Genomic DNA, 25,815 nt, shown 5'->3' with positions numbered 1-25,815 from the left:
TGATGGACAGAGCGAAGTTGAATTGAGTTCGTCTCCAGCAGCAGTTCCAAAATTCGCCATGGAGATCGACCCTGAGGCTTGCGCTGCATCTGAGGCTTTCCCTGCCGAGTATGCGGCACCGGATGAGTACGGCTATCGGGAAGATTTCACCGCCCCGGACTCCCAAGATGCACTGTCGTGCGGATACTGGGGTGGAAGCGGCTATGAAGCACTCGACGGGCTCGACTCAATCGTGCTAGGAGGTGGCGGTGTTGATTTCTTTACCACCGACGGCTCCTCGCCATGGCCCCCCGAGAGCCTGAGTGGCGATCTGGACTTCAACAAGGTCCCGGAGGCGGCTTACTTCGAAGAATGGAAAGGGACTTCGCATAGGTTCAAATGGGAAGACACCTACTTCATGGAGGATAGCAAGGTCTTCTCGTTCACCCTTTTCACAAGCTTGGATAACCTCTATGTGAACGCGAACTTGTACTTCGTGGTGCCCAAGGAATTCGCCTCGAACAGTAGCGGCTCAATCCCGGAGCAGGAGCTCGCCGAGGCCTCGTACGAAATTCTTGATGTGATCGTACCGCCTGTAGTGGACGGGTTGGAGCGAGAGTAGGCGAAGAAGGCACACCTTCGGGAACGCCGGGGGATACCAGGGATCTACGAGTTCCACGGATCAGTCCAGGAGCCGGTAGCGATACTGCCGGGAGATGATGAGCCGGCTTTCACTCCAGCCGCGGTTCCTACGGCGGATGGGGACGCCATCATCGCAATCCAGAACGCGCTCAAGGCACACATCGATACGTGCTTGGAGCTTGTCTCCACGCAAGAGATTCAGTACTGCCCCTTCGCCTGACGGCGAGGTCGACACCGAGTAAGCCGGGCGCGCCTCCATTTTTTCGGTCAGGTTGGCTCGCAGAGGGATTCGTAGCCGTCGTCCCAGGAGGTCCTGGCGGGATCGGTGGAGGCGTTCGGGTCTTGGTTCGGGCCGATCGTGTAGTCGCCGGTCTGGCCGAAGGCCAGGTAGAGGCCGCGAGTGGTGAGCGGGCATTCGAGGACGACCTGCTCGCCTGTCGCCTCGTCGGACGCTGTCACGCGGGCGCGGCCTTCATGGCGGGTCAGCAGGACGAGCTCGGATTGTGTATAGACGGCGCTGCGGTACCCGGAGGCGGCGGCTTGCGGATATTCGATGATCTCCCAGCGGTTGTCGTCGGCCAGAGTGAAGTCCTCGACGTCGATGTCCCGTTCCTGCAATCCGAACGGGCAGCCGAAGGTCTCGGGGCCTTCGGGGTTGGCCATGCATTCGTCGAGGTAGGCGGTGAGCCGTTCGTTGAGTTCCGCCTCGCCGCCCTCGGTGAGGGTGAACCCTTCGAAGGTTTCGCGGAGGTGCGGAACTTCGGCGCCGTCGGCGTTGACCAGCATGTCCCCCAGGGCGAGCAACGGCTCGGCTTCGTAGGTGAAGAACGCAGGGGGCTGCTCATAGAGCTGGTAGACGCCGGGGAGCAGCGCGAACTGGTAGCCCTCGCGCGGATCGGTTTCCAGTGGCTGCGTGAACCCGTTGACGTCGAAGTAGGGCACGGGAAGATCTTCAAGGGACAGGGTCGTGAACGGGTCGTCCACTTTCCAGTCGCCGTTGCCGATCTGGATCAGGTCGAACGTGGTCGTGAGCTCAGTGTCGTTGGGGCCCTTGACGGTGGCCCAGACATCCGCATGTTCGCTGGTCGGGGACCAGAAATTCAAGCCGAGATCTAGGATTTCCCATTCCGCGCTCATCGCTTCGGGGACGAGCAGCTCCTCCGTGCCCTCGGGAGCGCCTGAAGTCAGGGACAGCGCCGCTTCCACATCGCCGGACCGGGAGGCTTCGAGAAAGGCGCGCAGGGCTTCGACGGGTTCGTTCGACTGGCGGTCGGTGTACATCCAGCGAGCGGTGCAACCGGCCGCGGCGAGGACCAGGATCAGCGGAATTGCGATGGCGAGGCGGCGGCGGGTGCGGGGGCGCATCGGAACGTCGGGCCAGTGCTGGACGGCGCGAGGATCGGGCGGGAGTCGGCGGACGACCATCGGGTTTCCTTGGGCGGCTCGGGTTTCTGGGGGATTGCGACTCACCGTACTGCGGTGAATCCACCCGGTTGCGCCCGGTTTCTATGATGGCCGGGTGGTCCCCTCACCTGAACCCGTTGCGCCCGAACGACCTCGAATCCCGGACTGGGAGTTCGCCGTGGGTCTGGTCGTTTCGATCCTGGCTCTGGTCTACGCATCGGTCTGGACCCCGGACAGCACGGGTTTTCTGGATCCGAAGCCGATGAGTGATGCAGAACCGGAGCCGGCGGACGGGGAGGTGTTCGACGATTTCCTCCCGCTGGCGGAGGTGCGGCCTGACGAGGAGACTCCGGCGGCGGAGGTCGTTTCGGTCGAGGAGTTCGGCTTCGGCATCTCGATGGACGGCACCTCGCTCACCTGGGGTGCTTCGGTTCGCAACACCCACAGCGAATACGCGGCCGATTTCGCGCTGCAGGTGTATGCCGACGGCGTCACTCTCTACGATGCCCGCGGGCTCGAGCCCGATTACAGCAGGATGACGCTGCCCGGCGGCCAGGTCCTCGTCGGCGATTCGATCTATGTCGGCGACGACTTCCCAGCCGATTCGGTCGTCGAGGTCAAGGTAGTGCTGCTGGGGTGGTTCGCGCTCGACGGCGAGACGCCCCCGGAACTGCAGGAGCCACCGCTGAGCACCAGGGTCGATGCGGTCGATACCGGGGACGAGTCGCAGCGCGAGAAGCGGTACTCGGTGACGATCACCAATAGCGCCGATCATGCGGTCGATCCGCACTTGTCGGCGATCTTCCGCAACAGCGACGGTGCCCTGGTGGGTGGTACTGATGTGCACCAGGACTCGAGCTTGCCGCCCGGGGATTCGACTCGGGAGCTCCGGGTCTGGACCGAGGACATTCCGGCTGGTGCGGATCTTTCGCTGACCGAGTTCGTGCCGACCTGGTAGGGGTTGAGTGATGTCTCGCAAGTGCCCGTGGGGCAGCCGATACGGGGAAGGCCGACGGGGCCTCATGCCGGATCGGCGAGGCTGGACAGGACCGCGGACACCAGGTGCTCGCGGAGACCGTCCGGATCTTCACCTCCCGGGTTCCAGGTGCAGGCGATGTTGAGCGCGGTGACGCGTCCGGTGTCGACAACGGTTTGAACGCCGCGCAGGAGCGCCTCAGCGTCCGGGCCTCCTGCCGATGGATACCTCGCGCCGGCCAGGACGGCGGAGTGCCATCACCGGAGGATTGCCGAGAGCGCGGTCTGGTTGCAGCGCAACGCAGGTGTGCGTTCTCAGTTGCGGCAGGTGACGCCGTTGATGGTGTCGGTGGCCGGGTCGCCTTGGGGCAGTATGCATTCGGTGGGTGCGGTGGTGCGTTCGACGCAGGGGCTCTCGAGGTGGAGGGTCGGAGGTCCGGCCTCGGTGTAGGCGAGCGCGATGGCGTGGATGCCGGTGGCGGTCGGGTAGGCGGCGTTCTCGATGACGGGGAAGTCGCGTTCGGCGGTGATGCGGCGGTTGCCCGCGAGGGTGTCGCCGTCGTAGGTGAGGGTGAAGTCGCCCTGGGCCCAGCGGGTGGCGATGGGGGCGGAGGCGGTTTCTCGGAGTTCGTAGGTGAGCTCGTACCGGTAGGTGGTGTTGCCGGTGGGGGTGGCGTACTCGCAGGAGACGACGTCGAGGGTGCGGGTGGTGAAGCCTGCGAACTCGGGGATGGCGTCGGTGGTCTCGGTGACGGCCTGCTCGAGGGCGGCCCAAGTGCCGGCCTCGGCGTATTCGCCGCCAGGGGGAAGCGGTTCGGTGTAGGCGTTGGCCCATTGGCGCACTTCGGTTCCCAGGAGCAGCGCGCCGGCCAGCGCGATGCTGCAGACGGCCGCTTCGGGGATGAAGTAGGTGCGGCGGGGGCTCGGGTCGAGGCTGAGCCAGGCGCGGGCTTTGGAGGTGGTGGCAAGCCAGAGGCCGGCGAAGAGGAGGGGGCCGACGGTGGCGAGGTGGCGGATGCCGACGTTGTTGGAGCCGTCGCTCATGGTGTCGGCCGAGGGCATCGCGCTGGGGGTCAGGAGGAGCACGGTCTGGACGACGGCGAGGGCCGCCGCGGCCGCGAGGTAGAGCCGGGCCCGTCTGCCGCTTCGGGCGAGGCGGATCGCGGCGAGGAGGTTCACCGGGACGGCAGGGCCGAGGATGGCGAGGTAGGCGAGGCCGCGGGCGGCGAGGTCGTTGTCGACGCCGGGCCAGGCGTAGGCCTGGACGCCCTGGAAGGCCCAGAGCCAGGTCGCGATGACCGTGGCGATGGCGGCGATGAGGAGGAGGCGGATCGCCTGGACGCTGATCGGGGGCCGCGTGCGGGTGTGCGGAACCGCGGTCTCGGCCGTGCCGCTTGGGATGGTGGCTTCGGATCCGGGGCGGGTGAGCAGCGGTTTCATTCGGGGCCTTGGTGTCCAGAGGCGCGAGCGGAGTTCGCGTCCGTTCTGCAACCTATACGCCGCAGGGCCGCCTACCGGTTGCGGTAGGCGGCCCTGCGATTTGCGTCAAATGCAGTGACCTGCGGCTAGGCGGTGCCGTTCGGGGGGAGCAGCGTCGTCTGGATGAGCTGCTCGCCGTCCTTGCGGCGCACCAGGGTGCCGCGGCCCGGAGGCTGCGGGCTGGGGCGGAGCTTGCCGAAGATCGCGCCTTCCTCCTTGCGGCCGCTCATGAGCAGGCCCGGGGATTCGAGCTGCTTGATCTGACCCACGATCGGGTCCATCATCGCGCGGGACGCGCCGGAGGCGCGGCGGGCGATGATGACGTGGAAGCCGATGTCGCGGCCCTGCGGGATGAGTTCGGCGATGGCGGCCATCGGGTTCACGCGCTGGGCCACCATCTCGTAGTCGTCCACGATCAGGTACAGGTCCGGGCCCGTCCACCAGGACCGGTCGCGCAGCTGCGCCGGGGAGACGTCGTCTCCGGGGAGCCGCCGCTCGATCGGGCCCTTGAGGTTCTTGATGGAGGTCTCGAACTGCTTGCCCGACATGGCGTAGTCCAGCAGGGTCGGCTTCGCGATCTCCTCGAGCATGCCGCGCCGGTAGTCCGCCATGATGACCTTGGCTTCCTTCGGCGTGTAGGTCGCCTGGATCTGGCGGGCGATGTGGCGCAGGAGGTTGGTCTTGCCGGACTCGGAGTCGCCGAACACGAGCAGGTGCGGCTCGGTCTGGAAGTCGAGGTACACCGGTTTGAGCCCGGCCTCGTTGAGGCCGATCGGGATGCCCGGCTTCGAGCGGTCGACCGCCTGGAGGAAGTCGGCCACGTGGAGCTGGCGCGGCAGGAGCCGCACCTTCGGGCAGGGCTGGAAGCGCCAGGCCTGCTTGACCTTCTTGACGAAGTCCTCGACGCCGGGCTGCAGGTCGTCGCCGTCGCGGATCCCGTCGATGCGGGGCACGCCGGAGAGGAAGTGCAGCTTCTGGAGCGAGAGGCCGCGGCCGGGGCGGTTCTTCGGCACGTTCGCCGCCGCCTTGCGGTCGATCTCGGACTCCATGTTGTCCGAGAGCTTCAGCTCCAGTTTGAGGCCGAACATGTCGCGCATGTTCATGCGGATGTCGCCCCAGCGGGTGCAGGTGACCATGACGTGCACGCCGTAGGCCAGACCGCGGTTGCCGATGGCGCGGACCTGGTCGACGAACGACTCGAAGTCCTCGCGCAGCGTCATCCAGTTGTCGATGACGAGGAAGATGTCCCCGTAGGGGTCCTCCTGGAACCGCCCCTCGGCCTTCATGCGCCGGTAGGAGTTCATGCCGTCGATCTTGTTGTCCGTGAAGAACTTCTCGCGCTCGTCCAGGATGGTCGTGACCTCCTGGATGGTACGGCGCACGCCCTCCTCCTCCTGGCGGCCGAAGACGCCCGCGACGTGCGGGAGGTCCTCGATGCCGCGGAGCGTGCCGCCACCGAAGTCGAGGCAGAAGAACTGCACTTCACGCGGCGTGTGCAGCAGCGCGAGCGAGCCGATGAGCCCGCGGAGCATCGTCGACTTGCCCGACTGGGCCCCGCCGGCGATGGCCACGGTGCCCTGCGCACCCGAGAGGTCGACCACGAACGGGCTGCGGCGCTGCTCGAACGGCCGGTCCTCCTCGCCGAGCACGGCGTGGAGCTTCCCGTTGAGCGAGAAGCCCTTCGGGGACAGGCCGCGCACCGGGTCGGCTTCGAGCGGCGGCAGCAGCTGGTCGAGCGTCGGCGGTTCGAGGAGCGGCGGGAGCCACACCTCGTGGGCCGGGCGGCCCATGCCGAGGCAGTTGTTGACCATGACCTCGAGTTCGGAGAGCTTCTCGTTCTCGTCGTCGGCCTCGGTCGCCTCCAGCACTTCCTCGGGTTCCTCCTCGGCCTCGGGCTCCGGGGGGAGCTCGACGAACCCGGGAAGGAAGCGCTGCACCTTGTGCTGCACGGCCGCGATGCGCTCGGCGCGCGAGGCGACGCGTTTCGGCGGCTTGTAAGGGCCACCGACATAAGCGGCGCGGAAGCGCACGAGGTCCTGCGTGCCGACCTGGAGGTACCCGTGGCCGGGCGCCTGCGGCAGCTCGTAGGCCGCGCCCGAGCCGATCACGGTGCGGGACTCCTGCGCCGAGAAGGTGCGGAGCGCGACGCGGTACGACAGGAACGTGTCGAGGCCCTTGAGCTTGCCCTCCTCGAGGCGCTGCGACGCGAGGAGCATGTGCACGCCGATGGAGCGGCCGATGCGGCCGATCTGGAGGAACAGGTTGATGAACTCGGGCTTCGCGACGAGCATCTCGGAGAACTCGTCGGCGATGATGAGCAGCGTCGGCATGGGGTCCATCGGCTGCCCGGCCTTGCGGGCCTTCTCGTACTCCCACCGGTTGGTGAAGTTGCCGGCGGCGCGCAGCACCTCCTGGCGGCGCACGAGCTCGCCTTCGAGCGCGTCGGCCATGCGGTCGACCAGCTCGATCTCGTCGGCGAGGTTGGTGATGACCGCGCTGACGTGCGGCAGGTCGTCGAGGGCCGCGAACGTGGCGCCGCCCTTGAAGTCGACGAGGATGAAGTTGAGCTCTTCCGAAGAGTGCGTGGCGATCAGGGAGCCGATGATGGTGCGCAGCACCTCGGACTTACCCGAACCGGTCGCGCCGATGAGCAGGCCGTGCGGGCCCATGCCGCCGACCGCGGACTCCTTGAAGTCGATGTCGACGATGCCGCCGTCCGGGCCGGGCCCGATCGGCACCTTCAAGTAGTCCTTGATGGGCTTCTCGCGCCAGTGCACGGCCGGGTCGAGCGCCGCGGCGTCGTTGAAGCCGAGCATCTCGGGCAGCGACGACGGGTTCGCCAGCGGCGACTGGTCCTCGTCCCCCGACTCGGTCTTCCCGGCCGCGCCCTTGAGCGTCAGCCGCCAGGGCGCGAGCGAGCGGGCCACGCCCTCGGCCTGGTTGTAGGACATGCGGTCCGGCTTGCCGAGCACGCGGCGCCGTCCCGCCTGGTCGGTGTAGATCTCCTCGGCCGTGACGTCGTAGAGCTTGATCTGCGGGCCGGGCTTGCGCGGCAGGTAGCCGGAGAAGTCGAAGACGGTGACGCCGCCCATGCCGTCGGCGGCGATGATGCCGGTCGGGTCGACCTCGCCGCCGTCGAGGATGACGACCAGGTGCGGCTGCCCCTCCCCCGCGGTGGCGCCGGGGGACCACGCGCCGCGGCCGGAGAGCTGCTCGCGCAGCGAGTTCTCCAGCTGCGTGGTGGTGTTGTAGAACATGCGGACCGGTCCGGCCCCGTCCTCGGCGGACGGGTGCTGGAGGTGCGGCAGCCACTTCATCCAGTGCCACTCGGGCATCCGCTCGTTGTCCGCGACGACCGCGATGATGAAGTCGTCCGGGGAGTGGAGCACCGCGCCCTGGACCAGCTGCGCGCGGATGTTGTCGACGACGAGCGCCCGGTCGCCGCGAAGGACCACGCGGGCGGCTTCGGTGTACTTCATCGAACGGGGGATGTCGATGACGTTCGAGTGCGCGGCCACGAAGCGGCGCAACGCCATCGAGGTCATCGGCTCCAGGTCCTCGACCGGCTTGGTCTCGGGCGGGACCAGCTTCATCGTCATGCGCTGCTTGCCGACGCCCACGCGGATGTCCAGCGCGTCGTCGTCCTTCGGCCGGCGCTCCCACATGCGGCGGGAGCCCACGAGCGACCACAGGGCCTTCGGGTCGGGGTGGCGCCACCGGGCCGCGCGCCACTGCCGCTCGGCGCCCTTGCGGGCACGGCGGCGGACCTGGTTGAGGTAGCGCATGTAGTCACGCCGGTCGGCGTTGAACTCGGCCTTCTTCTGGGCGCGGTTGCCGCCCATACTGGTGGCCATCATGCCGACCATGGAGATGCCCATCATGGCGCCCATGGCGATGCGCAGGGTGTTGTTGCCTCCGCCGGCGCCGCCTGTCGTGCGGCTCATCATCATCATCGCCATTGCCGCAGCGCCCGCGAGCATCGGCAGGATCATCAGGTACTGCGTGATGTTCTTGGGCTGCGGGTCGGGCATGTCCGGCGGCGACTCCAAGAGGATGTCACCACGTGGGGCCTGCGGTCCGCGCTTGCGCGGAGGCCTGCGGAAGAGTTTGGTCGTCACAGAGGGTCCTTGTGCTCACCGGGGGATGCGCCTACCACGGGGACGCTTGCTGGCCGTAACTTAGCGCTGTCGTATAAAAGATGTAAGTGCGCTCTGTCGAGTATCGCACTACTAGGGTAATGCTGTATCGCCACTCTGCTGGTACAACCACGCGGCTGGTACAACCACCGCGGTGGTACGCCCACGCCGGTCCCCCCGCCGTTGCATGCGGCATTTATCCTTGAACGGTCCCCCGATCACCGACCCGACCCGGAGGTTCGCACGGTGAGCACCAAGTCGGCCACTCTTTCAAGGGTGACGATCGTCAGTCCTCGCACGAGGATCGACCTCGCACTGCCCTCAGACGTCCCCCTTTCCGACCTGCTGCCGACGATCCTGCACCAAGCCGGCGAGTACTACATCGACGAGGCCGGCGACAACGGCGGCTGGATCCTCGCCCGCCTCGGCGAGGAAGCGATCGACACCGGCCACTCGTGCTCCCAGCTCGGGATCAACGACGGCGAGATGCTGTACCTCAACCCCGCCGACGCCGCCAAGCCCGAGGTGGTCTTCGACGACATCATCGACGCGATCGCCACCGCCACCGAGCAGCGCGGCAACCGCTGGGACTACCTGGCGACCAAGCGCTTCAGCGTCGGCGTCGGCACCGCGGCTTTGACGGTGGGCGCCATCGCGATCCTGCTGACCGGCCACCTCGCCTCCGCGATCGTCGGCCTCTCGGTCGCCGCCATCCTGGTCGGCGCCTCGGCGCTGCTCTCGCGCGCCGTCGGCGACTCGCGGGCGGCCACGTACTTCGGCGTCACCGCCGTGCTCTACGGCGGCGTCGGCGGCCTGCTCATCGCCGACACCGAGAACACGGGCCTGTTCGACCTCAAAGGCCCGCACGTGCTCATCGCGGCGTCGGCGATCCTGCTGTTCAGCGTCCTTTCCATGGTCGCCGTGGGCGACATGGCCTCCGCACCGGTCTTCATCGTGACGATCCTCGGCGCGGTGGTGCTGGGCATCTCGACGGCGCTGATGATGCTCCTGACAGGATCGGCCGCGACGGCCGCGGCCATCGCCGCGCCGCTGGCGCTGGTGATCCTGCCGTTCGCTCCGTCGCTGTCGCTGTCCATGGCGATGGTGCCCACGCCGCAGCTGCCGACGACCACAGAGGAGCTCAAGGAGGGCGACGCCGAGGCCATCGACGGCAAGCGGATCCTCAAGCTCTCCGAGCACGCCGGGAACTACCTCGAGGCCCTGTACTCGTTCGCGGCCGTCGTCGGCCTGATCGCCTCGATCGCACTGGCGTTCTCGGGCGACCTCCCCGGGCTCATCCTCTCCACGATCATTTCGCTGGTGCTGCTCAGCCGGTCCCGCACGGTCGAGGACCGCGCGGCCCGGATCGTGATGCTCACGGGCGGCATGGGCGGCCTGGCCGCGACGCTCGCGGCGATCTTCGTGGCGAGCGAGGACAGCATCCTGGTGCGCCTCACGGTGATCCTCGGTGCGCTCACGCTGCTCACGCTCATCGCGATGGTCTACGGCCTCGCCGTGGCGGGCAAGAAGATCGCCCCCACCTGGGGCCGCGCCCTCGACATCATCGAGGCGCTGCTCATCGTGTCGATCCTGCCGCTGGTCGGCTGGGTCTGCGGCCTGTACACGATCGCCCTGGCGCTTCGCGGTTAGAGCTCCGGTTCCCTAGTCCCCTCGACTCCGAGAGAGGCGAATTCGAATGGCGCAGATGCGCTCCCGCCGCGAACAGGTGGAGGCCCACAAGTTCATCACCTCGCGCATGAACCAGGCGCTGGTGCTGGCCAACCCCGACTCGATCGAGCGTCCGCTGCGGCGCATCGGCGTCTCGATCTTCGCTTCGGTGATGGTGCTGGCGTTGATCTTCGGCGGCTTCGCGATCGCGACCCTGTTCGGCAAGGGCAACGCGGAGCCGGTCGTGGGCAACATCATCACGATCAAGGGCTCCAACGCCGTCTACGTGTACATCACGCAGAACGGCGAGGAGCACCACCCGACGGACAACCCGGCCCGCCTCTGGCAGGTCACCAACTACACCTCGGCGCTGCTGCTCGCGAAGCCCGGCTCCACCGGGATGCCGGAGGTCCAGGACCTCAAGCCGTCCTCGTTGGCGGGCGTTCCGCGCGGCTCCTTCACCATCGGCATCCAGGGCATTCCCTCGCAGCCGCCGGACAAGAGCGAGCTGCTGCAGAAGATCAACTGGAACGTCTGCTCGATGCCGCGCGAGGACGGCGGCACGGACGACTACCAGCTGACGCAGCTCGTGGTCGAGGACATGGAGCAGCCGAGCGAGTGGCTCAGCGACGACAAGTGGATCCTGGCGAAGACCACCGTCAAGCCGCAGAGCGACGAGGTCCCCAAGTACTACCTGCTGTGGAACGGCGCCCGGTACCCGATCGAGGACACCGAGGAGTACCCGGCCGCGACCCTCATCGACGACCTGGGGCTGCTCGCGAGCGATGCGATGACGCTCAACGCGAGCATGATCAACACGATCCCGCCGGCATCGCCGATGGCCCCGGAGGACCGGACCGAGTTCGGGACCGCGTCGCAAGTGGCGGCCGCGGGCGGCGGGACCATCACCTATGGTGTGCCCGTTGAGTCTTCAGGCGAAAAGTACGTGCTCATCAACGAGAACGGCGCGGACACGTTCGCGCGGATCTCGGACACGATGGCGAAACTGCTGGAGAAGCACAACGGCGCCACCCAGCAGGTCGATCCGACCACAGTGTCCGACCTCGGCAGCCAGGCTGCGTACGAGCACAAGAACTACCCGAAGGAAGACCTGAGCGAGAACCCGTGGACCTCCCAGTCCAAGCGCCCGGCGGTGTGCGCGGTCTACGACCCGCGCGCGCAGAACGACGAGTCGACGGTCATCAAGGTCGCGATGTACGAGGCGGCTCCGAAGACGCTGACCGACAACGCGAAGGCCGTCGAGGTGCTCAAAGACGGCACCATCTTCTCCGATGTCGAAGGACTGCAGGCGCAGACGGTACTCCCGCAGGGCACGGCCGCGCTGGTCGACAGCCGCACCGACCGGGGCGCGACGATCTCGGGCATCACGTACATGGTCAGCGACCAGGGCGTCAGGCACGGCATCTCCGACGACGGCAAGACGGACACGACCCAGACGATGCTCGGCTACGCCGGGGTCGATCCGGTCTCGGTGCCGGACACGATGATCCACTTGATTCCCAAGGGCCCCGACCTCGATCCGTTCGAGGCGAAGAAGCAGATGACCTCGAACGCGGAGGACGTCCCGGTCTTCGAGACCGCCCCGGCGGAGGAAGAAGGAGCGGGCGGCTAAAGCCGTATGACGCTTGAGCAACGCCGGGACCTGGAAGGTTCCGGCGTTGCTCGTTCCCCGGCCGATTCGGGGGACTGAGGCGGTGGCGTCTGCGTGTTAACCTGGCGCAACCCACTCCCGACTAACCGAGGACTCGTCATGGCCTACCCGCCCCAGCAGCCGGGGTTCGACCCGAACCAGCAACCGCCCCAGTACGGCCAGCAGCCGGGGTACGGTCAGCAGCCTCCGCAGCAGCCGGGCGGTTATGGCCAGCCCGGTGGGGTGCCGCAGCAGCCCGGCTACGGGCAGTCCCAGCCGCAGCAGCCGGGATACGGTGTGCCGCAACAGCCCGGCTATGGACAGACGCCGCCGCCCGCCGGTTACGGCCAGCAGCCTGGTTACGGCCAGCAGCCCGGATTCGGCCAGCAGGGTGGGGGGCAGCCGCTGCCCCCGGCCCCGAAGAAGTCGAAGACCGGCCTCTTCGTCGGCGTCGGCGCCGGTGTCGTGGTGCTCGTCGCCGTGATCGTCATCCTGGTGGCCAACCCCTTCGGCGGCGGAGCGCCTTCGAAGTCGGACTCCCCTGAGGACGTCGCGAACGAGCTGCTCCCCAAGATGGGCGAGATCTTCGAAGCCGCTTTCAGCGGGGACACCGAAGCGGTCCAGGGCATCATCGAAGACATGAAGCCGTACATGTGCGAGGACATGCAGTCGGAGATGACCGCCACGACCGAAGAGCTCGACTTCAGCGGGCAGATGGAGGAGCTCGGCTTGTCCGATGTGCCTCCGATCGACATCGCGGTCGACTTCGAGTACGAGGTCGGGGAGACGACCGAGGACGGCGACACCGCAACTGTCGACTACACCATCAGCTACAACCTCCCCGAGCCCGAGATGTCTGCCGACGGCCTGTCCATCACCGGCTGGACTGAGACCCGCACGGAGGACGAGGCGGACACCATGGACTTCATCAAGGAAGACGGTGTCTGGAAGGCCTGCGGCGAGGTGTAGCGCCGAACTCGAGAAGGGCTCCGCCGGGATTCCGGCGGGGCCCTTTTTCGTTGCGGGTCAGTGCTTCAGGAGCTCAGACGAAGTCGTCGAGCACTTCGAAGTAGCCGTCTTTCTGGCCGGTCTTGTTGGGGTGGTAGGACTCGGCGATCGGGTAGGAGATGCCGTTGAGCCATTCGGCGTCGTCGCAGACGGCGTGGTCGTCGAAGGCGGCGCGCACGTCGGCGTAGGCGAAGTCGTGGCTGGCGGCCACGGTGCCGATGACGTCGCCGAGGAGGTCGGCGGCGTCGTTGAGGGCGGCCTGCTCACCGGGGCTGATGCGGGTGATGGCGTTGCACTCCTCGCCGTTGAACAGGAGCGGGTAGCCGAGCACGATCACGTCGGCGTTCGGGGCGGCGTCCTCGATGGCGTTGTAGACGTCGTGGAGCTTGGCGGGCAGCTGGTCGCGGACGAAGGCCTCGGCCGCGTCGATCTCCTTGGTGCAGGTCCACGGGTACGGGTAGGCGCATTTCTGGACCACGCCGGTCCAGCCGGTGTCGTTGCCGCCGATGGTGATCGTGACGAGGTCGGTGCTGGAGGAGAGGCCGCCGAGCTGGTTGTCGAGGACGTCGCCGGTCTTCGCGCCCGAGCAGGCGGCGAACGTGAGGTCGGCGCCGATCGCGTCGGCGAGGAGCGAGGGGTAGGCCGCATCCGAACGGCGGCAGGAGGAGTCGTCGATGTAGTCGCGGGTGCCCACGCCGGAGGCGTAGGAGTCGCCGAGGGCGACGTACTCGATGGTCTGGGCTTGGGCAGCACCGCTGGTGAGCGCCATTACGGACACGAATGCCGCGGCTGTCGCCGCGGCCATTGTGGAGATTCTCCGGGGGATGGACATTATGGGCTCCGTTTCGGATTTTGTCCGGAAGTGGGGCCCTATTTATAACTGTTGGGTAACATACAAGTCCACCAACAGAACGCAGATTGTCAGAATATTGACAATGAACGATCTATGGCGGATCGCCGTGCAGCCCTTGCTAGATCCCCTCGGGAAGATCGAGGCGGTCGAGCGGCTGCGGCTCGTCCGGGGTCTCGGCCAGGAGCCGGTCGGCGTCGTCCTCTTTGGCCGTCTCGGGTTCGGAGAGGAGGCGGCGGACCTCGGCGTCGAGGTGCGCGCGCATCAGCGCCGTGAACCGCTCGGCGTCCTCGGCGGCCAGCGCGTCGACGAAGGCCGCGTGCTCGGGCACGAGGTCGACGGCGACCTCGAAGTGCTCGTACATGGAGAAGGTGCACAGGCGCGTCTCGATGAGGAGCGTGGCCATCATGCGCGCCAAGCGGATCGAGCCACCCCAGGCGGCTAGGCCGCGGTGGAAGTCGAGGTAGGCGTCGCCGAGGGCGCGGGCGTCGTCCTTCTTGAGGGCGCGCTGCATGCGCTTGACCTCGGTGCCGAGTTCGGCGAGGACGGTCTTGCGCTCGGCGAGCGGGCGGGCGAGGATGCGGCGGCCGAGTTCGGGTTCGATGCGGGCGCGGAGCCAGTGGATGTCGCGCACGTCTTCGGGGGTCATGGTGCGCACGGCGAGGCCGCGGCGGCGCGGGATGACGAGGAGGCCTTCGGCTGTGAGGCGCTGCATGGCCTCGCGGAGGGGGCCGCGGCTGACGCCGAGCTGGAAGGCGAGTTCGGCTTCGCCGAGTGCGGCACCGGGCGGGAGCGACCCGTCCACGACCGCTTCGCGGAGCCGGTCGGCGATGAGGTCCACCGTCGAGGCGCGTCGCACCGGGGCCAGGCGTCCCACCTGGCGGGCGCTCGTGAGCCCGCTCAATCCGCTGCTGCGCGTCGACACTCTGGATGCTCCCCCTCTGTCTCTTCTGGGCAGCATCTTAGCGCTGCCGGTACATCACGTTCAGGTGCAAGCTCCGGTTGCGTCCCCCGTCAACATGCTTGCTTTTTTGTTATCGAACGTCGATCATCGTATTGTCGACAAACTTACAATAGAACGTTAGTGTCGGCAACGTACCTGACCCCCGAAACAGGAGGCGACCACCGTGTCGAACCAACTGCACCTCAATCGCCGCCATATCCTCGGCGGGGCCACCGCCGGAGCGGCGGCCCTCGCGCTGGCGGCGTGTTCGCGCACCGACAGCGGCGGCGGCGACGGGCTGCTCAAGCAGGCCCAGGACGGCGGGACGCTCCGCATCGGCTACGCCGACGAGGCCCCATACGCCTATACGGGCGACGACGACTCCGTCACTGGGCAATCGGTGGCGGTTCAGCTGTATCTGCTGGACAAACTGGGCATCGGTGAAGATCAGATCGAATGGAAGCTCACCGAGTTCGATTCGCTCATCCCGGGCCTGGGAACGAACCACGACATGGTCATCGCGGGCATGTACGTCACCCCGGACCGCTGCAAGGCCGTGGCGTTCACGAACCCGGACTACATCATGCCGGACGCGCTGATGGTCATGGCCGGAAATCCGGGCGGCTGGACGACGCTCAACGACATGGCCGAGACCGACGGCGTCATCGGCGTCATGAACGGCACCAGCGAACAGGAGGTCGCGGACGCGATCTTCGACGAGGAGCGCATCAACGTCCAGGCGAACCTGCCCGCGCTCATCCTCGAGCTCAAGGCCGGGCGCTGCGACGCGATCGGGCTGACCTCGGCGAACCTCAGGCTCGCGGCGGAGGCCGACAATGAACTCGAGGTCACCGAGGGCTTCTGGCTGGTCGACCCCGAGTCCGGCGAGGACATGATCGGCGCCGGCGCGGCGGTCTTCCAGCCCGACGACAAGGACTTCCGGGACGCGGTGAACGAGGAGCTCGAGAAGCTCCTGGCCGACACCGCCACCTGGGAGGGCCTGGTCGGCGAGTTCGGCTTCACCGTCGAGGAGAACCACCCGGACGGCCTCACCGCCGAGGACCTCTGCCCGGACACCTACCAGTAGGCCACTATGGATGTCCAAGAAGTCATCGACTCGCTGCCCCGCTACGTGCAGCCGCTGCTGGTCACCGTCGAGGTCACGCTCGCCTCGGCGGCGCTGGCGCTCGTGGTCGCGTTCGCGCTGGGCCTCATGACGAGCTCGAAGCACCTGGCGGTGCGCACGCCCGCGCGCGTGTTCGTGGAGTTCATCCGCGGCTCCTCGGTGGTGGTGCAGCTGTTCTGGTTCGCCTTCGCCATGCCGGTGGTGCTCGGCATCCAGTTCGACTACGCGATCGTCGCCGGCATCATCGCCCTCGGCCTCAACTACGGCGCCTACTGCTCCGAAGTGGTGCGCGGCGCGATCGCCGCGGTCCCCAAGGGACAGCTGGAAGCCAGTCTCGCCGTGAACTTCACCCCGTTCCAGCGGCTGCGCCTCGTGGTCCTCCCCCAGGCCTGGCCCGAGATGATCCCCTCGCTGTGCGCCTTCGCGATCATGCTGCTCAAAGCCAGCGCCCTGGTGTCGCTCATCAGCGTCACCGACCTCACCGCGATGGCCGGCCTCATCGGCGGGCGCGACGGCGGCGTGAACCAGCTGCCGCACTACGCCCTCATCCTCGTCGTCTACTTCATCCTCGCCTGGCTCATCTGGACCGGGATGCGGGCGCTCGAACGGAAGGCCAAGCGCGGCCTCGGCGTCGACGCGAAGCAGGTCAAGGGCCGCCTGACCCCGGCCGTCGCCGAGAAGGGGCTGACCTGATGAACGAGTGGAACAACGAGACCCTCGTCGAGGTCTTCCCCGCCATATGGCAGGGCTTCCTCGTGGTCCTGCAGGTCACCCTGGTGGCCGGACTGATCGCGGTGGTCCTGGGCCTGTCGGTGGCCATCGGAGAGCGCATCGGACCGCCCTGGGTCAAACGCGTGCTCTCCCTGGTCTTCCAGTTCATCCGGAACACCCCGCTGCTGGTGCAGGTGCTGTTCGTGTGGACCGCGACGAGTCTGTACATCAACCCCGAGTGGAGCGCCTTCGCGGTCGGCTCGGCCGTGCTGGGCGTGCACTACGCGTCCTACACCTCGGAGTCCTATCGCGCCGGGATCGAGGCGATCCCGTTGGGGCAGTGGGAGGCCGCGACCGCGCTGAGCCTGCCGACCCACCGCGTCTGGGGCGCGATCGTGCTGCCCCAGATGATGCGCCGCTCGACCGCGGCCGTCGCGAACTGGGTCATCGCCATGTTCAAGGAAGTGCCGACGCTGTTCGTGATCGGCGTGCTCGAGATGATCGCCCAGGCGCAGAAGTACCAGGGGCAGCACTACGACGGCGCCGTCGAGGGCTACACCATCGCAGGAATCCTGTTCCTGGCCGCCTCCTACCCGGTGGCGGTCGCTGCAAGGAGATTGGAGAACCGCCTTGCAAAATCCCACTTCTGACAGTCGACCGCTGATCCGCTTCGACCGCGTGAACAAGTCCTTCGGGGACTTGACGGTCCTCGACCGGCTGAGCTTCGACGTCGCCCCGGGCGAGCGCGTGACGCTCATCGGGCCGTCCGGTTCGGGCAAGACCACGATCCTGCGGCTGCTCATGACCCTGGAACACGTGACCCCCGCCAAGGACCCCGCCGCCGAGGGCGGCGTCATCTGGGTCGAGGGCGAACCGCTGTCCCACATGGAGAAGGGCGGCAAGCTGGTGGTCGCGAACGAGCGCCACCTGCGGCAGGTGCGCAAGAAGATCGGCATGGTCTTCCAGTCGTTCAACCTGTTCCCGAACATGCGGGTGCTGCGCAACGTCACCGAGGCGCAGGTCCACACCCTCGGCCGCTCCAAGGACGAGGCCGAGGCCAAGGCCCGGGAGCTCCTGGACCTGGTGGGCCTCTCGGCGAAGGTGGACAACTACCCGTCGCAGCTCTCGGGCGGCCAGCAGCAGCGGGTGGCGATCGCCCGGGCGCTGGCGATGGACCCGGACATCCTGCTGCTCGACGAGGTGACCAGCGCGCTCGACCCGGAGCTGGTGGCCGACGTGCTGGGCGTGCTGCGCGACGTGGCCGACACGACCAGCATCACGATGCTCATCGTCACGCACGAGATGGGCTTCGCGCGGGACGTCTCGAACCGGGTGATGATGTTCGACCGCGGCCAGATCGTCGAGGAGGGCGCCCCGGACGAAATCTTCTCCGATCCGCGAGAAGCACGCACGCAGGACTTCCTCCGGGCCGTGCTCGCGGAGTAGACTTGGGCTCTCCTCCATCCTTGGAGAGTGTTAGGGGTGTTCGAGGGGGGCGGCCATGAGGGGTTATCGGCCGCCTCCCTCTTCTCTTCGCCCCGGATCCTCAGTGGACGGCTCTTCGCAGCGGTGCGGCGGCGCCCCGGCACGGGTACGGACCCGCCCCCGCCGCGGGCGGGTGGCAGAATCAGACCCCGTGTCAGCACCAAACGTCAAGGCAGCGCTCCTCCACGAGGTGGCCCGATGAACCTGTTCGGTAGAGGCGAGAGCCCCACGGAGGAGACCGTGGCCGTGATCGGCCTGGGCCGCTTCGGGTCCGCGGTCGCCGAGTCCCTCACCCGCCTCGGCCACGAGGTCCTCGCGATCGACGAGCGCCCCGAGATCGTCCAGCGGGCCTCCGAGACCCTCACGCACGTGGTGCAGGCCGACTCCACCGAGTCGACCGTGCTGAGCCAGCTCGGCATCGGCGAGTTCGACCACGTCGTGGTCGCGATCGGCACCGACATCGAGGCGAGCGTCCTCACCGTGCTGGCCTGCGAGGAGGTCGGCGTCCGCGAGATCTGGGCCAAGGCCATCAACGCCAAGCACGGCCAGATCCTCCACCGCACCGGCGCCCACCACGTGGTCTACCCCGAGGCGGCCATGGGCGAACGGGTCGCGCACCTGGTGAGCGGCAAGATGCTCGACTTCATCGAGTTCGATGACGGCTTCGCGATCGTCAAGACCAAGGCCCCCGCGGAAGCCGTGGGCAGGACCCTCGGCGAGTCGAAGCTCCGCAGCAAGTACGGGGTCACCGTTGTCGGCGTCAAGCAGCCCGGCGAGGACTTCACCTACGCCACACCGGAAACCGTGATCGCCGAAGGGGACACCCTCATCGTCTCCGGAGCCACCACCAAGGTCGAGCACTTCGCGTCCACGACCTGACATGGCCACCCGACTCCAAGCCTTCTTCCGACACCCCGCGCGGATCATCCCGCTGATCTTCCTGGCCGTGATCATGGCCGGCACGCTGCTCCTCATGCTGCCGCTCGCGCACCTGGAGAACGACGTCACGCACTTCACGGACGCGTTCTTCACCGCGACCTCGGCCGTGTCCGTGACCGGCCTCGCGGTGGTGGACACCCCGTTCCACTGGAGCTGGTTCGGGCAGTTCGTCATCATGCTGCTCTTCCAGGTCGGCGGCCTGGGCATCATGACCAGCGCGGTGCTCGTCGGCCTGCTCGTGTCGAGCAAGCTCGGGCTGCGCACGAAGCTCATGACGCAGACCGAGATCAGCCAGGCGCTGAGCCTCGGCGACGTGAAGGCCGTGCTGCTGCGGACCGTGGCGCTCTCGCTCGTGGTCGAGGCCGCCACCGCGCTGGTGCTCGCGATCCGCTTCTCCACCTACGGGTTCGGGCTCGGCGACGCGATCTGGTACGGCATCTTCCACGCGGTGAGCGCGTTCAACAGCGCCGGTTTCGCGCTGTTCTCCGACTCGCTCATGAGCTACGCGACCGACTGGTGGATCTGCCTGCCGCTGTGTCTCAGCACCATCATCGGCGGCCTCGGCATGCCCGTGATCTTCGAGGTCACCCGCCGCAAGTGGGGCCGCAGGCAGTGGTCGGTCCACACCAAGATCACCCTCGTCGGCTCGGGCATCCTCCTCATGGGCGGCTGGATCGCGTTCCTGCTCTTCGAATGGTCGAACCCGGCCACGTTCGGGCAGTGGCCCTGGTACGACCGCATCCTGCCCGCGTTCTTCCAGACCTCGATGGTCCGCGCGGCCGGGCTCAACTCGGTCGACATCGGCGCGATGAACCAGGACTCGCAGCTCGCGTCGATCATCCTCATGTTCATCGGCGGCGGCTCCGCGTCCACCGCGGGCGGCATCAAGGTGGGCACGTTCTTCGTGCTGCTCCTGGTGATCTGGGCCGAAGTGCGCGGCGAACCCGACGTGACGGCCTTCCGGCACCGCATCAACCCCTCGGTGATCCGCGAGGCGCTCACCGTGGCGCTGGTGTACGTGGCCTGCAACGCCTTCGGCGTGTTCCTCATGCAGCGCTTCGAGCCCGGGCTGGACCTGATGTCGATCATGTTCGAGGTGACGAGCGCGCTCGCGACCCTCGGCCAGTCCACCGGCGTCACCTACGACCTGTCCGAACCCTCCAAGTGGCTCTTGGCGATCGCCATGTACACCGGCCGCATCGGGCCGGTGCTGTTCGCCGCGTCCCTCGCCCTCCGCTCCCGTCACCGCCTGTACCGATACCCGGAAGGACGGCCGCTCGTGGGCTGAACGGCCGACTATTGGAGTGAGCCCCGCCTCATACAGCCCTGAAAGCACAAGCGAAGATGGTCACCAGCACGCCGCAGCGCTTTCGCCCCTCAGAAAGGACGCCCCCCGATGGCTCGTAAAAGCCGGCAGCGCACCAGTCGCCTCCCGATTCGGGCGCAGTTGATGCTGCCGATCGCGGCGGCGCTCATGGGGATGCTGGTGCTCGGGCTGTTCCAGACGGTCACGGTGTGGGACGAATACCAGAACGCCGCCGACGCCGAAGTCCTCGCCGAACTCTCGGAGGGCCTGAACAACACCCTGGACCGGCAGCAGCTCGAGGTCGCCCCGCTCGCGAAGGCGGTGATCAACCAGGGCGGCGGCCAGTTCGACTCGGCCGTGGCCCGCCGCGAGACCGACAAGGCCTACAAGGCGCTGGAAGGCATCTCGGACGCCGCCGTGGCCCGCTTCACGGAGCTCGAGGACGACATGCGGTTGCTGTTCGAGAAGGCCGCGAACCTCGACGGCGCGCGGACCACCTTCGACGAGATGGCCAACGGCGACGCCGCCTACACCGACGAGGAGGTGACCGCCGCGTTCCTCGCCTACCGCGAGGCCGCCGACCACATCGTCGGCGTCGCCGCGATCCTCCCCCGCCTCGTCAACGACGCCGACGTCTCCTCGCACCTCGACTCCCTCGCCGCGGTGATGCAGGCCGGACGCATCGCCGCTGAAATCCAGTTCACCGTCTCCGCCGACCTGGCGATGCTCGAGCAGTCCGGCGAGATCCGGGTCGACCGCGACGCCCTCGGCCAGGTCGCGACCCTCTCCGGCAAGTTCGACCAGCAGATCATCGAGTTCAGGTCCAACGCCTCCAACGAGACCAGCACGACCTACCAGACGGCCATGGAGTCCCAGGAGGTCAAGGACGCGCGGACCGCCCTCGGGGTCTACCTCCGCGGCAACATCCCCACCATCTCGCCCGCGGACTTCCTGCAGGCGCAGGGCGCGGTCGTCGCCTCGCTCGACACCACCCAGGTCGCGGTCCTCTCCTACATGAGCGACGACGTGAACCTGATGCGCGAGAGCGCCTCGCGCACCCTCCTGACGACGTTCGCGCTGGTGCTCGTGCTGGCGCTGACCTCGATCATCTCCGCGGCGATGCTGGCCCGCCGGATCAGCCTCCGCGTCGACGGCGTCCGCGAGGCGACCCTGACCGCCGCGTACGACACCCTGCCGAAGACGGTGGCCGCGGTCTCCCAGGCCGCCAACGCGAACGAGGTCGACCGGCTGCTCCAGGCCGCGAAGCAGCAGACGGTGCTGCAGACGGACTCGCGCTACGCCGACGAGCTCGACAGCCTCGCCGAGGCCTTCAGCGCCGCGCACCACCAGGCGCTGCGGCAGACCGCGAACCAGGCCCTGCTCCGCATCGACGTCGAGGCGATGATGAAGACCCTGGCCCGCCGCGGCCAGAGCCTCATCCGCCGCCAGCAGCAGGTCATGGAGTCCCTCGTCGAGGACAAGGGCACCACCGCCGCCATTCCCGACGAGTGGCGCAGCGTCTACCACCTGCTGGCCCGCATGCGCCGCAACGAGGAGAACCTGCTCCTGCTCGCCGGCGGCGACCCGCAGCGCCGCTACAACCACCCGGCCGGGCTCGACGCCATCATCCGCGACGCGGTCGCCGAGATCGAGGACGCCGGGCGCGTCGTCGTCGAGAACCAGGTCGGGGCCCGGCTCGAGACCAAGCCCGCCGGTGACCTCGTGCGCATCCTCGCCGAGCTGCTCGACAACGCCGCGTCCTACTCGCCGCCGACGCAGTCGGTGCGGGTCACCTCCCGCCGTTCGGGTTCGGAGATCGTCATCTCCATCGCCGACGACGGCATCGGCCTCGCCCCGGAGCCGATGGCCGCGATCAACCGCCGCCTCGCCGAGCCGACCCAGCTCAACTCCGAGCTCACCGCGACCATGGGCCTCCTGGTGGTGGGGCGGCTCGCCGCCGAGCACTCGATCAGCGTCCAGCTGCACTCCACGATGGGCAAGGGCACGCTCGCGCTCGTGCGCATCCCCGCGAGCGCGCACGCCGAGGACCCGGTGGGCCTCTCGCCGAGCGACCGCTCCGGGACGGCCGCGCAACTCGCGCTCTCGGCCCGCGCCGCGAACCTGCCGGTGACCGGGACGGGCGCCGACACGGGGGTGCCGGGCGCCGTCGAGCCGATCGTGCCGCGCCCGCGCCGCGCCGGCTCCGCCCCCGAACCACTGCCTGTAGCTGGTACGACACTCAACGGCGGGAACGGTTCCCACGCCCCTGCGGGGCCTGCGCCCGAGACGCTGGATGTTACCTTCAGGAAAGTGAACCGAGCACTCGAAACCTCCGGCAGGGTCAACGGCGCGGAACTGCCCCGTCGCGCGCCCGGTTCCCGGCTGCTCCCCGGCTCCGTCCCCAGCTCGCGTGCGGGCGGCGGCGGAACCGACCTCGACCCTGCCGAGATCCGCGACCGGCTCGCCGGTTTCGCCTCCGGCATCGCGGCGGCCGCCGCGCACGAACAACGCCAATAGAAAGCAGCGAGATGGACAACAAGGACAAGAACGTCGGTGAACTCGACTGGCTCCTGACCTCCTTCGTGGAGAAGGTCCCGGACGTCTCCGAGGCGCTCACGGTCTCCGTCGACGGCCTCGCCATCGCCGCCTCGCGCGGCCTGTCGACCGACCGTGCCGACCAGCTCGCCGCCATCACCTCGGGGCTCGCGAGCCTGACGACGGGGGCGGCCAAGGTCCTCGACGCCGGCCGGATCCGCCAGTCCGTCATCGACATGGACGAGGGCGTGCTGCTCCTCATGGCCGTCGGCGACCGCGCCCAGCTCGCCGTGCTCGCCAACGCCGGCTGCGACCTCGGACAGGTCGGCTACGAGACGGCCCTCCTGGTCAAGCGGGTCTACGCCGCGCTCGAGCCCGACGCCCGCGGCAGCCTGTAGCACTGTAGGAGATTGCTCACCCGCGGGCGCCGGCCCGATGGCGCCGCCCGCGGGCACCACTCCTCACCGAAAGCCGGTCGCACGGCCCACCTGCGACAACCACGATGAGCGCAGCATCCGATCACGCTCCGCCACGACGCTACCGCAATCCCCCTCCGCATCGGCGGCCGTTCTCGGGGCTATGCTGCGTTCGCTACCTGGAAATGAATCATGGAGGCCCACAGGTGACCACGGTTGAGCCGAAGCTTGAGCCAACGCCTATCGTCGCGCGCCCCTGGCCGGTACGCCGGGAGCCCAACGGTTCCTGGCTCGCCCGCACGCTCCGCACGACGGACGCGAAGCAGATCGGTCTGCTCTACTTCGTGACGTCCTTCGCGTTCTTCGCGATCGGCGGCATCCTGGCCCTCCTGATCCGCGCCGAGCTGTTCCAGCCGGGCCTTCAGATCGTGTCCTCCGAGCAGTTCAACCAGCTGTTCACGATGCACGGCACCATCATGCTGCTGATGTTCGCGACCCCGATCGTGTTCGCGTTCGGCAACTACCTGGTGCCCTTGCAGATCGGCGCGCCCGACGTGGCGTTCCCGCGGCTCAACGCGTTCGCGTACTGGCTGTACCTGCTCGGCTCGATCCTCGCGGTCTCCGGTTTCATCACCCCGGGCGGCGCGGCCGGCTTCGGCTGGTTCGCCTACCAGCCGCTGTCGAACGCGGTCAACTCGCCGGGCATCGGCGCCGACATGTGGTTCGTGGGCCTCTCCATCTCGGGTATCGGCACCATCCTCGGCGCGGTCAACATGATCACCACGATCATCACGATGCGCGCCCCGGGCATGCTCATGTTCCGGATGCCGATCTTCACCTGGAACATCCTCATCACGAGCCTCCTGGTGATCCTGGTCTTCCCGATCCTCTTCGCCGCGCTCCTCGCCGTCATGGCCGACCGCCAGCTCGGCGCGCACGTCTTCGACTCGGAGACGGGCGGGGCGATCCTGTGGCAGCACCTGTTCTGGTTCTTCGGCCACCCCGAGGTGTACATCGTGGCGCTGCCGTTCTTCGGCATCGTCTCCGAGATCTTCCCGGTGTTCAGCCGCAAGCCGATCTTCGGCTACAAGACGCTGGTCGCCGCGACCCTCGCGATCGCGGGCCTGTCGATGGCCGTGTGGGCGCACCACATGTACGCGACCGGCTCGGTCATGCTGCCGTTCTTCTCGCTCATGACCTTCCTCATCGCGGTCCCCACGGGCGTCAAGTTCTTCAACTGGATCGGCACCATGTGGAAGGGCCAGCTGACCTTCGAGACCCCGATGCTGTTCAGCATCGGCTTCCTGGTCACGTTCCTCCTCGGCGGCCTCTCGGGCGTCCTGCTCGCCAGCCCGCCGGTGGACTTCCACGTCTCCGACTCGTACTTCGTGGTGGCGCACTTCCACTACGTGCTGTTCGGCACGATCGTGTTCGCCGTCTACGCGGGCGTCTACTTCTGGTTCCCGAAGGTCGCGGGCCGCATGTACGACGAGCGGCTCGGCAAGGTGCACTTCTGGCTGACCTTCATCGGCTTCCACACCACGTTCCTGGTCCAGCACTGGCTGGGCGCCGAGGGCTTCCCGCGCCGCTACGCCGACTACCAGGCGACGGACGGCTTCACGACGCTGAACATGATCTCCACGATCGGCGCGTTCATCCTGGGCCTCTCGACCCTGCCGTTCATCTGGAACCTGTTCAAGTCCTGGAAGGCCGGCCGGGTCGTCGAGACCAACGACCCGTGGGGCTACGGCGGCTCGCTCGAGTGGGCGACCAGCTGCCCGCCGCCGCTGCGCAACTTCGACCGCCTCCCGCGCATCCGCTCGGAGCGCCCCGTCTTCGACGAGAAGTGGGGCCATCTGGTCAAGGAAGTCAAGGGGCACTAAAGCACGCGTAAGGAAGCCCGGGACCGTACGGTTCCGGGCTTCTTTCGTTCGCTGCAAAGGAAAATCGCGCGCTGGCGCGCACCGGGGCTTCCACTGGCATGCCCGCGTCACTAGGATCGGAGTATGAGCCGGGCATTGATCGTGGTAGACGTCCAGAACGACTTCTGTGAGGGCGGGTCGCTCGCGGTCGCGGGCGGCGCGGCCGTGGCGTCCGCGGTCACCGACCTGATCGGCTCCGCCCCGGGCCGGTGGGACCACATCGTCGCCACGCGCGACTGGCACATCGACCCCGGCCTGCACTTCTCCGCTGAACCGGACTTCCGCGACTCGTGGCCGCCGCACTGCGTGGTGGGCACGGCGGGCGCGGCCTTCCACCCCGGTTTCGACCACACCGTCGCCGAGGCCGTGTTCGACAAGGGCGCGTATGAGGCCGCGTACTCGGGCTTCGAGGGTTCGGCGGGCGAGACGGGCCTCGCCGAGTGGCTGCGTGAACGGGGCGTCGACGCGGTCGACGTCGTCGGCATCGCGACCGACCACTGCGTCCGCGCGACCGCGCTCGACGCGGCGGCCGAGGGCTTCGAGACTACGGTGCTCCTGGAGTACACGGCCGCGGTCGCGGAGGAGACGAAGGCGAAGGCCCTCAAGGAACTCGAAGCGGCGGGCGTCGCGTTCGCCTGAA

Annotated in this window: 20 protein-coding genes; 15 read left to right on the top strand and 5 right to left on the bottom strand. The window is 67.8% G+C overall.

Annotated elements, in window-relative coordinates:
* The first annotated feature begins 58 nt into the window (after nt 1-58).
* Nucleotides 59-601 carry a hypothetical protein gene (locus O1R50_RS22670; RefSeq protein WP_270112521.1) on the top strand — a complete coding sequence of 181 codons (543 nt, stop codon included), beginning with the start codon at nt 59-61 and terminating at the stop codon, nt 599-601.
* Nucleotides 602-888: 287 nt separating this feature from the next.
* Here the strand turns inward: O1R50_RS22670 and O1R50_RS22665 are convergent, their stop codons facing one another.
* Nucleotides 889-2,046: a hypothetical protein gene (locus tag O1R50_RS22665; protein ID WP_270112520.1), complete on the bottom strand. Its 1,158-nt coding sequence runs from the start codon at nt 2,044-2,046 to the stop codon at nt 889-891.
* Between the two features lie 157 nt (nt 2,047-2,203).
* On the opposite strand from O1R50_RS22665, the gene O1R50_RS22660 reads away from it, so the two are divergent.
* Nucleotides 2,204-2,983 carry a hypothetical protein gene (locus O1R50_RS22660; protein WP_270112519.1) on the top strand — a complete coding sequence of 260 codons (780 nt, stop codon included), beginning with the start codon at nt 2,204-2,206 and terminating at the stop codon, nt 2,981-2,983.
* Between the two features lie 332 nt (nt 2,984-3,315).
* Here O1R50_RS22660 and O1R50_RS22655 read toward each other — a convergent pair whose 3' ends face one another.
* Both O1R50_RS22655 and eccCa read right to left on the bottom strand, forming a co-directional pair.
* Nucleotides 3,316-4,440, bottom strand: a complete 1,125-nt coding sequence (locus O1R50_RS22655; RefSeq protein WP_270112518.1) for a hypothetical protein — start codon at nt 4,438-4,440, stop codon at nt 3,316-3,318.
* Between the two features lie 125 nt (nt 4,441-4,565).
* Entirely contained in the window at nt 4,566-8,597 is a 4,032-nt protein-coding gene (gene eccCa / locus O1R50_RS22650) for a type VII secretion protein EccCa (protein WP_270112517.1), read from the bottom strand.
* Between the two features lie 294 nt (nt 8,598-8,891).
* Between eccCa and eccD the strand changes: the two genes are divergently transcribed.
* The 3 genes from eccD (at nt 8,892) to O1R50_RS22635 (ending at nt 12,903) form a co-directional block, all read left to right on the top strand.
* Complete coding sequence (gene eccD, locus O1R50_RS22645; RefSeq protein ID WP_270112516.1) at nt 8,892-10,265, top strand: type VII secretion integral membrane protein EccD; 1,374 nt, start codon at nt 8,892-8,894, stop codon at nt 10,263-10,265.
* 46 nt (nt 10,266-10,311) lie between these two features.
* Nucleotides 10,312-11,916 (top strand): type VII secretion protein EccB, encoded by a 1,605-nt coding sequence (eccB, locus tag O1R50_RS22640; RefSeq protein ID WP_270112515.1) that lies wholly within the window; start codon nt 10,312-10,314, stop codon nt 11,914-11,916.
* A gap of 138 nt (nt 11,917-12,054) precedes the next feature.
* Nucleotides 12,055-12,903: a nuclear transport factor 2 family protein gene (locus O1R50_RS22635; protein WP_270112514.1), complete on the top strand. Its 849-nt coding sequence runs from the start codon at nt 12,055-12,057 to the stop codon at nt 12,901-12,903.
* A gap of 73 nt (nt 12,904-12,976) precedes the next feature.
* Here the strand turns inward: O1R50_RS22635 and O1R50_RS22630 are convergent, their stop codons facing one another.
* Both O1R50_RS22630 and O1R50_RS22625 read right to left on the bottom strand, forming a co-directional pair.
* Entirely contained in the window at nt 12,977-13,747 is a 771-nt protein-coding gene (locus O1R50_RS22630) for an SGNH/GDSL hydrolase family protein (RefSeq protein WP_270112513.1), read from the bottom strand.
* 166 nt (nt 13,748-13,913) lie between these two features.
* Nucleotides 13,914-14,717, bottom strand: coding sequence for a GntR family transcriptional regulator (locus O1R50_RS22625; protein WP_270112512.1), 804 nt, complete (start codon nt 14,715-14,717; stop codon nt 13,914-13,916).
* A gap of 202 nt (nt 14,718-14,919) precedes the next feature.
* On the opposite strand from O1R50_RS22625, the gene O1R50_RS22620 reads away from it, so the two are divergent.
* The 10 genes from O1R50_RS22620 (at nt 14,920) to O1R50_RS22575 (ending at nt 25,814) form a co-directional block, all read left to right on the top strand.
* Complete coding sequence (locus tag O1R50_RS22620; protein WP_270112511.1) at nt 14,920-15,822, top strand: transporter substrate-binding domain-containing protein; 903 nt, start codon at nt 14,920-14,922, stop codon at nt 15,820-15,822.
* Between the two features lie 6 nt (nt 15,823-15,828).
* Entirely contained in the window at nt 15,829-16,554 is a 726-nt protein-coding gene (gene ehuC / locus O1R50_RS22615) for an ectoine/hydroxyectoine ABC transporter permease subunit EhuC (RefSeq protein WP_270112510.1), read from the top strand.
* The gene (locus O1R50_RS22610; protein WP_270112509.1) at nt 16,554-17,222 is read left to right on the top strand and encodes an amino acid ABC transporter permease; all 669 of its coding nucleotides are present in this window, start codon (nt 16,554-16,556) and stop codon (nt 17,220-17,222) included. Before ehuC ends, O1R50_RS22610 begins: the two co-directional genes overlap by 1 nt.
* On the top strand, nt 17,203-18,018 hold the full coding sequence (gene ehuA, locus O1R50_RS22605; RefSeq protein WP_270112508.1) for an ectoine/hydroxyectoine ABC transporter ATP-binding protein EhuA: 816 nt from the start codon (nt 17,203-17,205) through the stop codon (nt 18,016-18,018). The genes O1R50_RS22610 and ehuA overlap by 20 nt, the downstream gene beginning before the upstream one ends.
* Before the next feature lie 237 nt (nt 18,019-18,255).
* Nucleotides 18,256-18,936, top strand: coding sequence for a potassium channel family protein (locus tag O1R50_RS22600; RefSeq protein ID WP_270112507.1), 681 nt, complete (start codon nt 18,256-18,258; stop codon nt 18,934-18,936).
* A gap of 1 nt (nt 18,937) precedes the next feature.
* Complete coding sequence (locus O1R50_RS22595; protein WP_270112506.1) at nt 18,938-20,284, top strand: TrkH family potassium uptake protein; 1,347 nt, start codon at nt 18,938-18,940, stop codon at nt 20,282-20,284.
* Between the two features lie 108 nt (nt 20,285-20,392).
* Nucleotides 20,393-22,819 (top strand): sensor histidine kinase, encoded by a 2,427-nt coding sequence (locus tag O1R50_RS22590; protein WP_270112505.1) that lies wholly within the window; start codon nt 20,393-20,395, stop codon nt 22,817-22,819.
* An 11-nt stretch (nt 22,820-22,830) separates the two neighbouring features.
* Nucleotides 22,831-23,235, top strand: coding sequence for a roadblock/LC7 domain-containing protein (locus O1R50_RS22585; protein ID WP_205324330.1), 405 nt, complete (start codon nt 22,831-22,833; stop codon nt 23,233-23,235).
* 224 nt (nt 23,236-23,459) lie between these two features.
* Nucleotides 23,460-25,136 carry an aa3-type cytochrome oxidase subunit I gene (ctaD, locus tag O1R50_RS22580; protein ID WP_270112504.1) on the top strand — a complete coding sequence of 559 codons (1,677 nt, stop codon included), beginning with the start codon at nt 23,460-23,462 and terminating at the stop codon, nt 25,134-25,136.
* A 123-nt stretch (nt 25,137-25,259) separates the two neighbouring features.
* Entirely contained in the window at nt 25,260-25,814 is a 555-nt protein-coding gene (locus O1R50_RS22575) for an isochorismatase family protein (protein WP_270112503.1), read from the top strand.
* The last annotated feature ends 1 nt before the right edge of the window (nt 25,815 follow it).

Origin of the sequence: Glycomyces luteolus (assembly GCF_027622875.1) — a bacterium.
Classification (GTDB): domain Bacteria; phylum Actinomycetota; class Actinomycetes; order Mycobacteriales; family Micromonosporaceae; genus Glycomyces; species Glycomyces luteolus.
The sequence above is the reverse complement of the archived record's forward strand: the minus strand, read 5'-3'. Positions and strand labels throughout refer to the sequence as shown.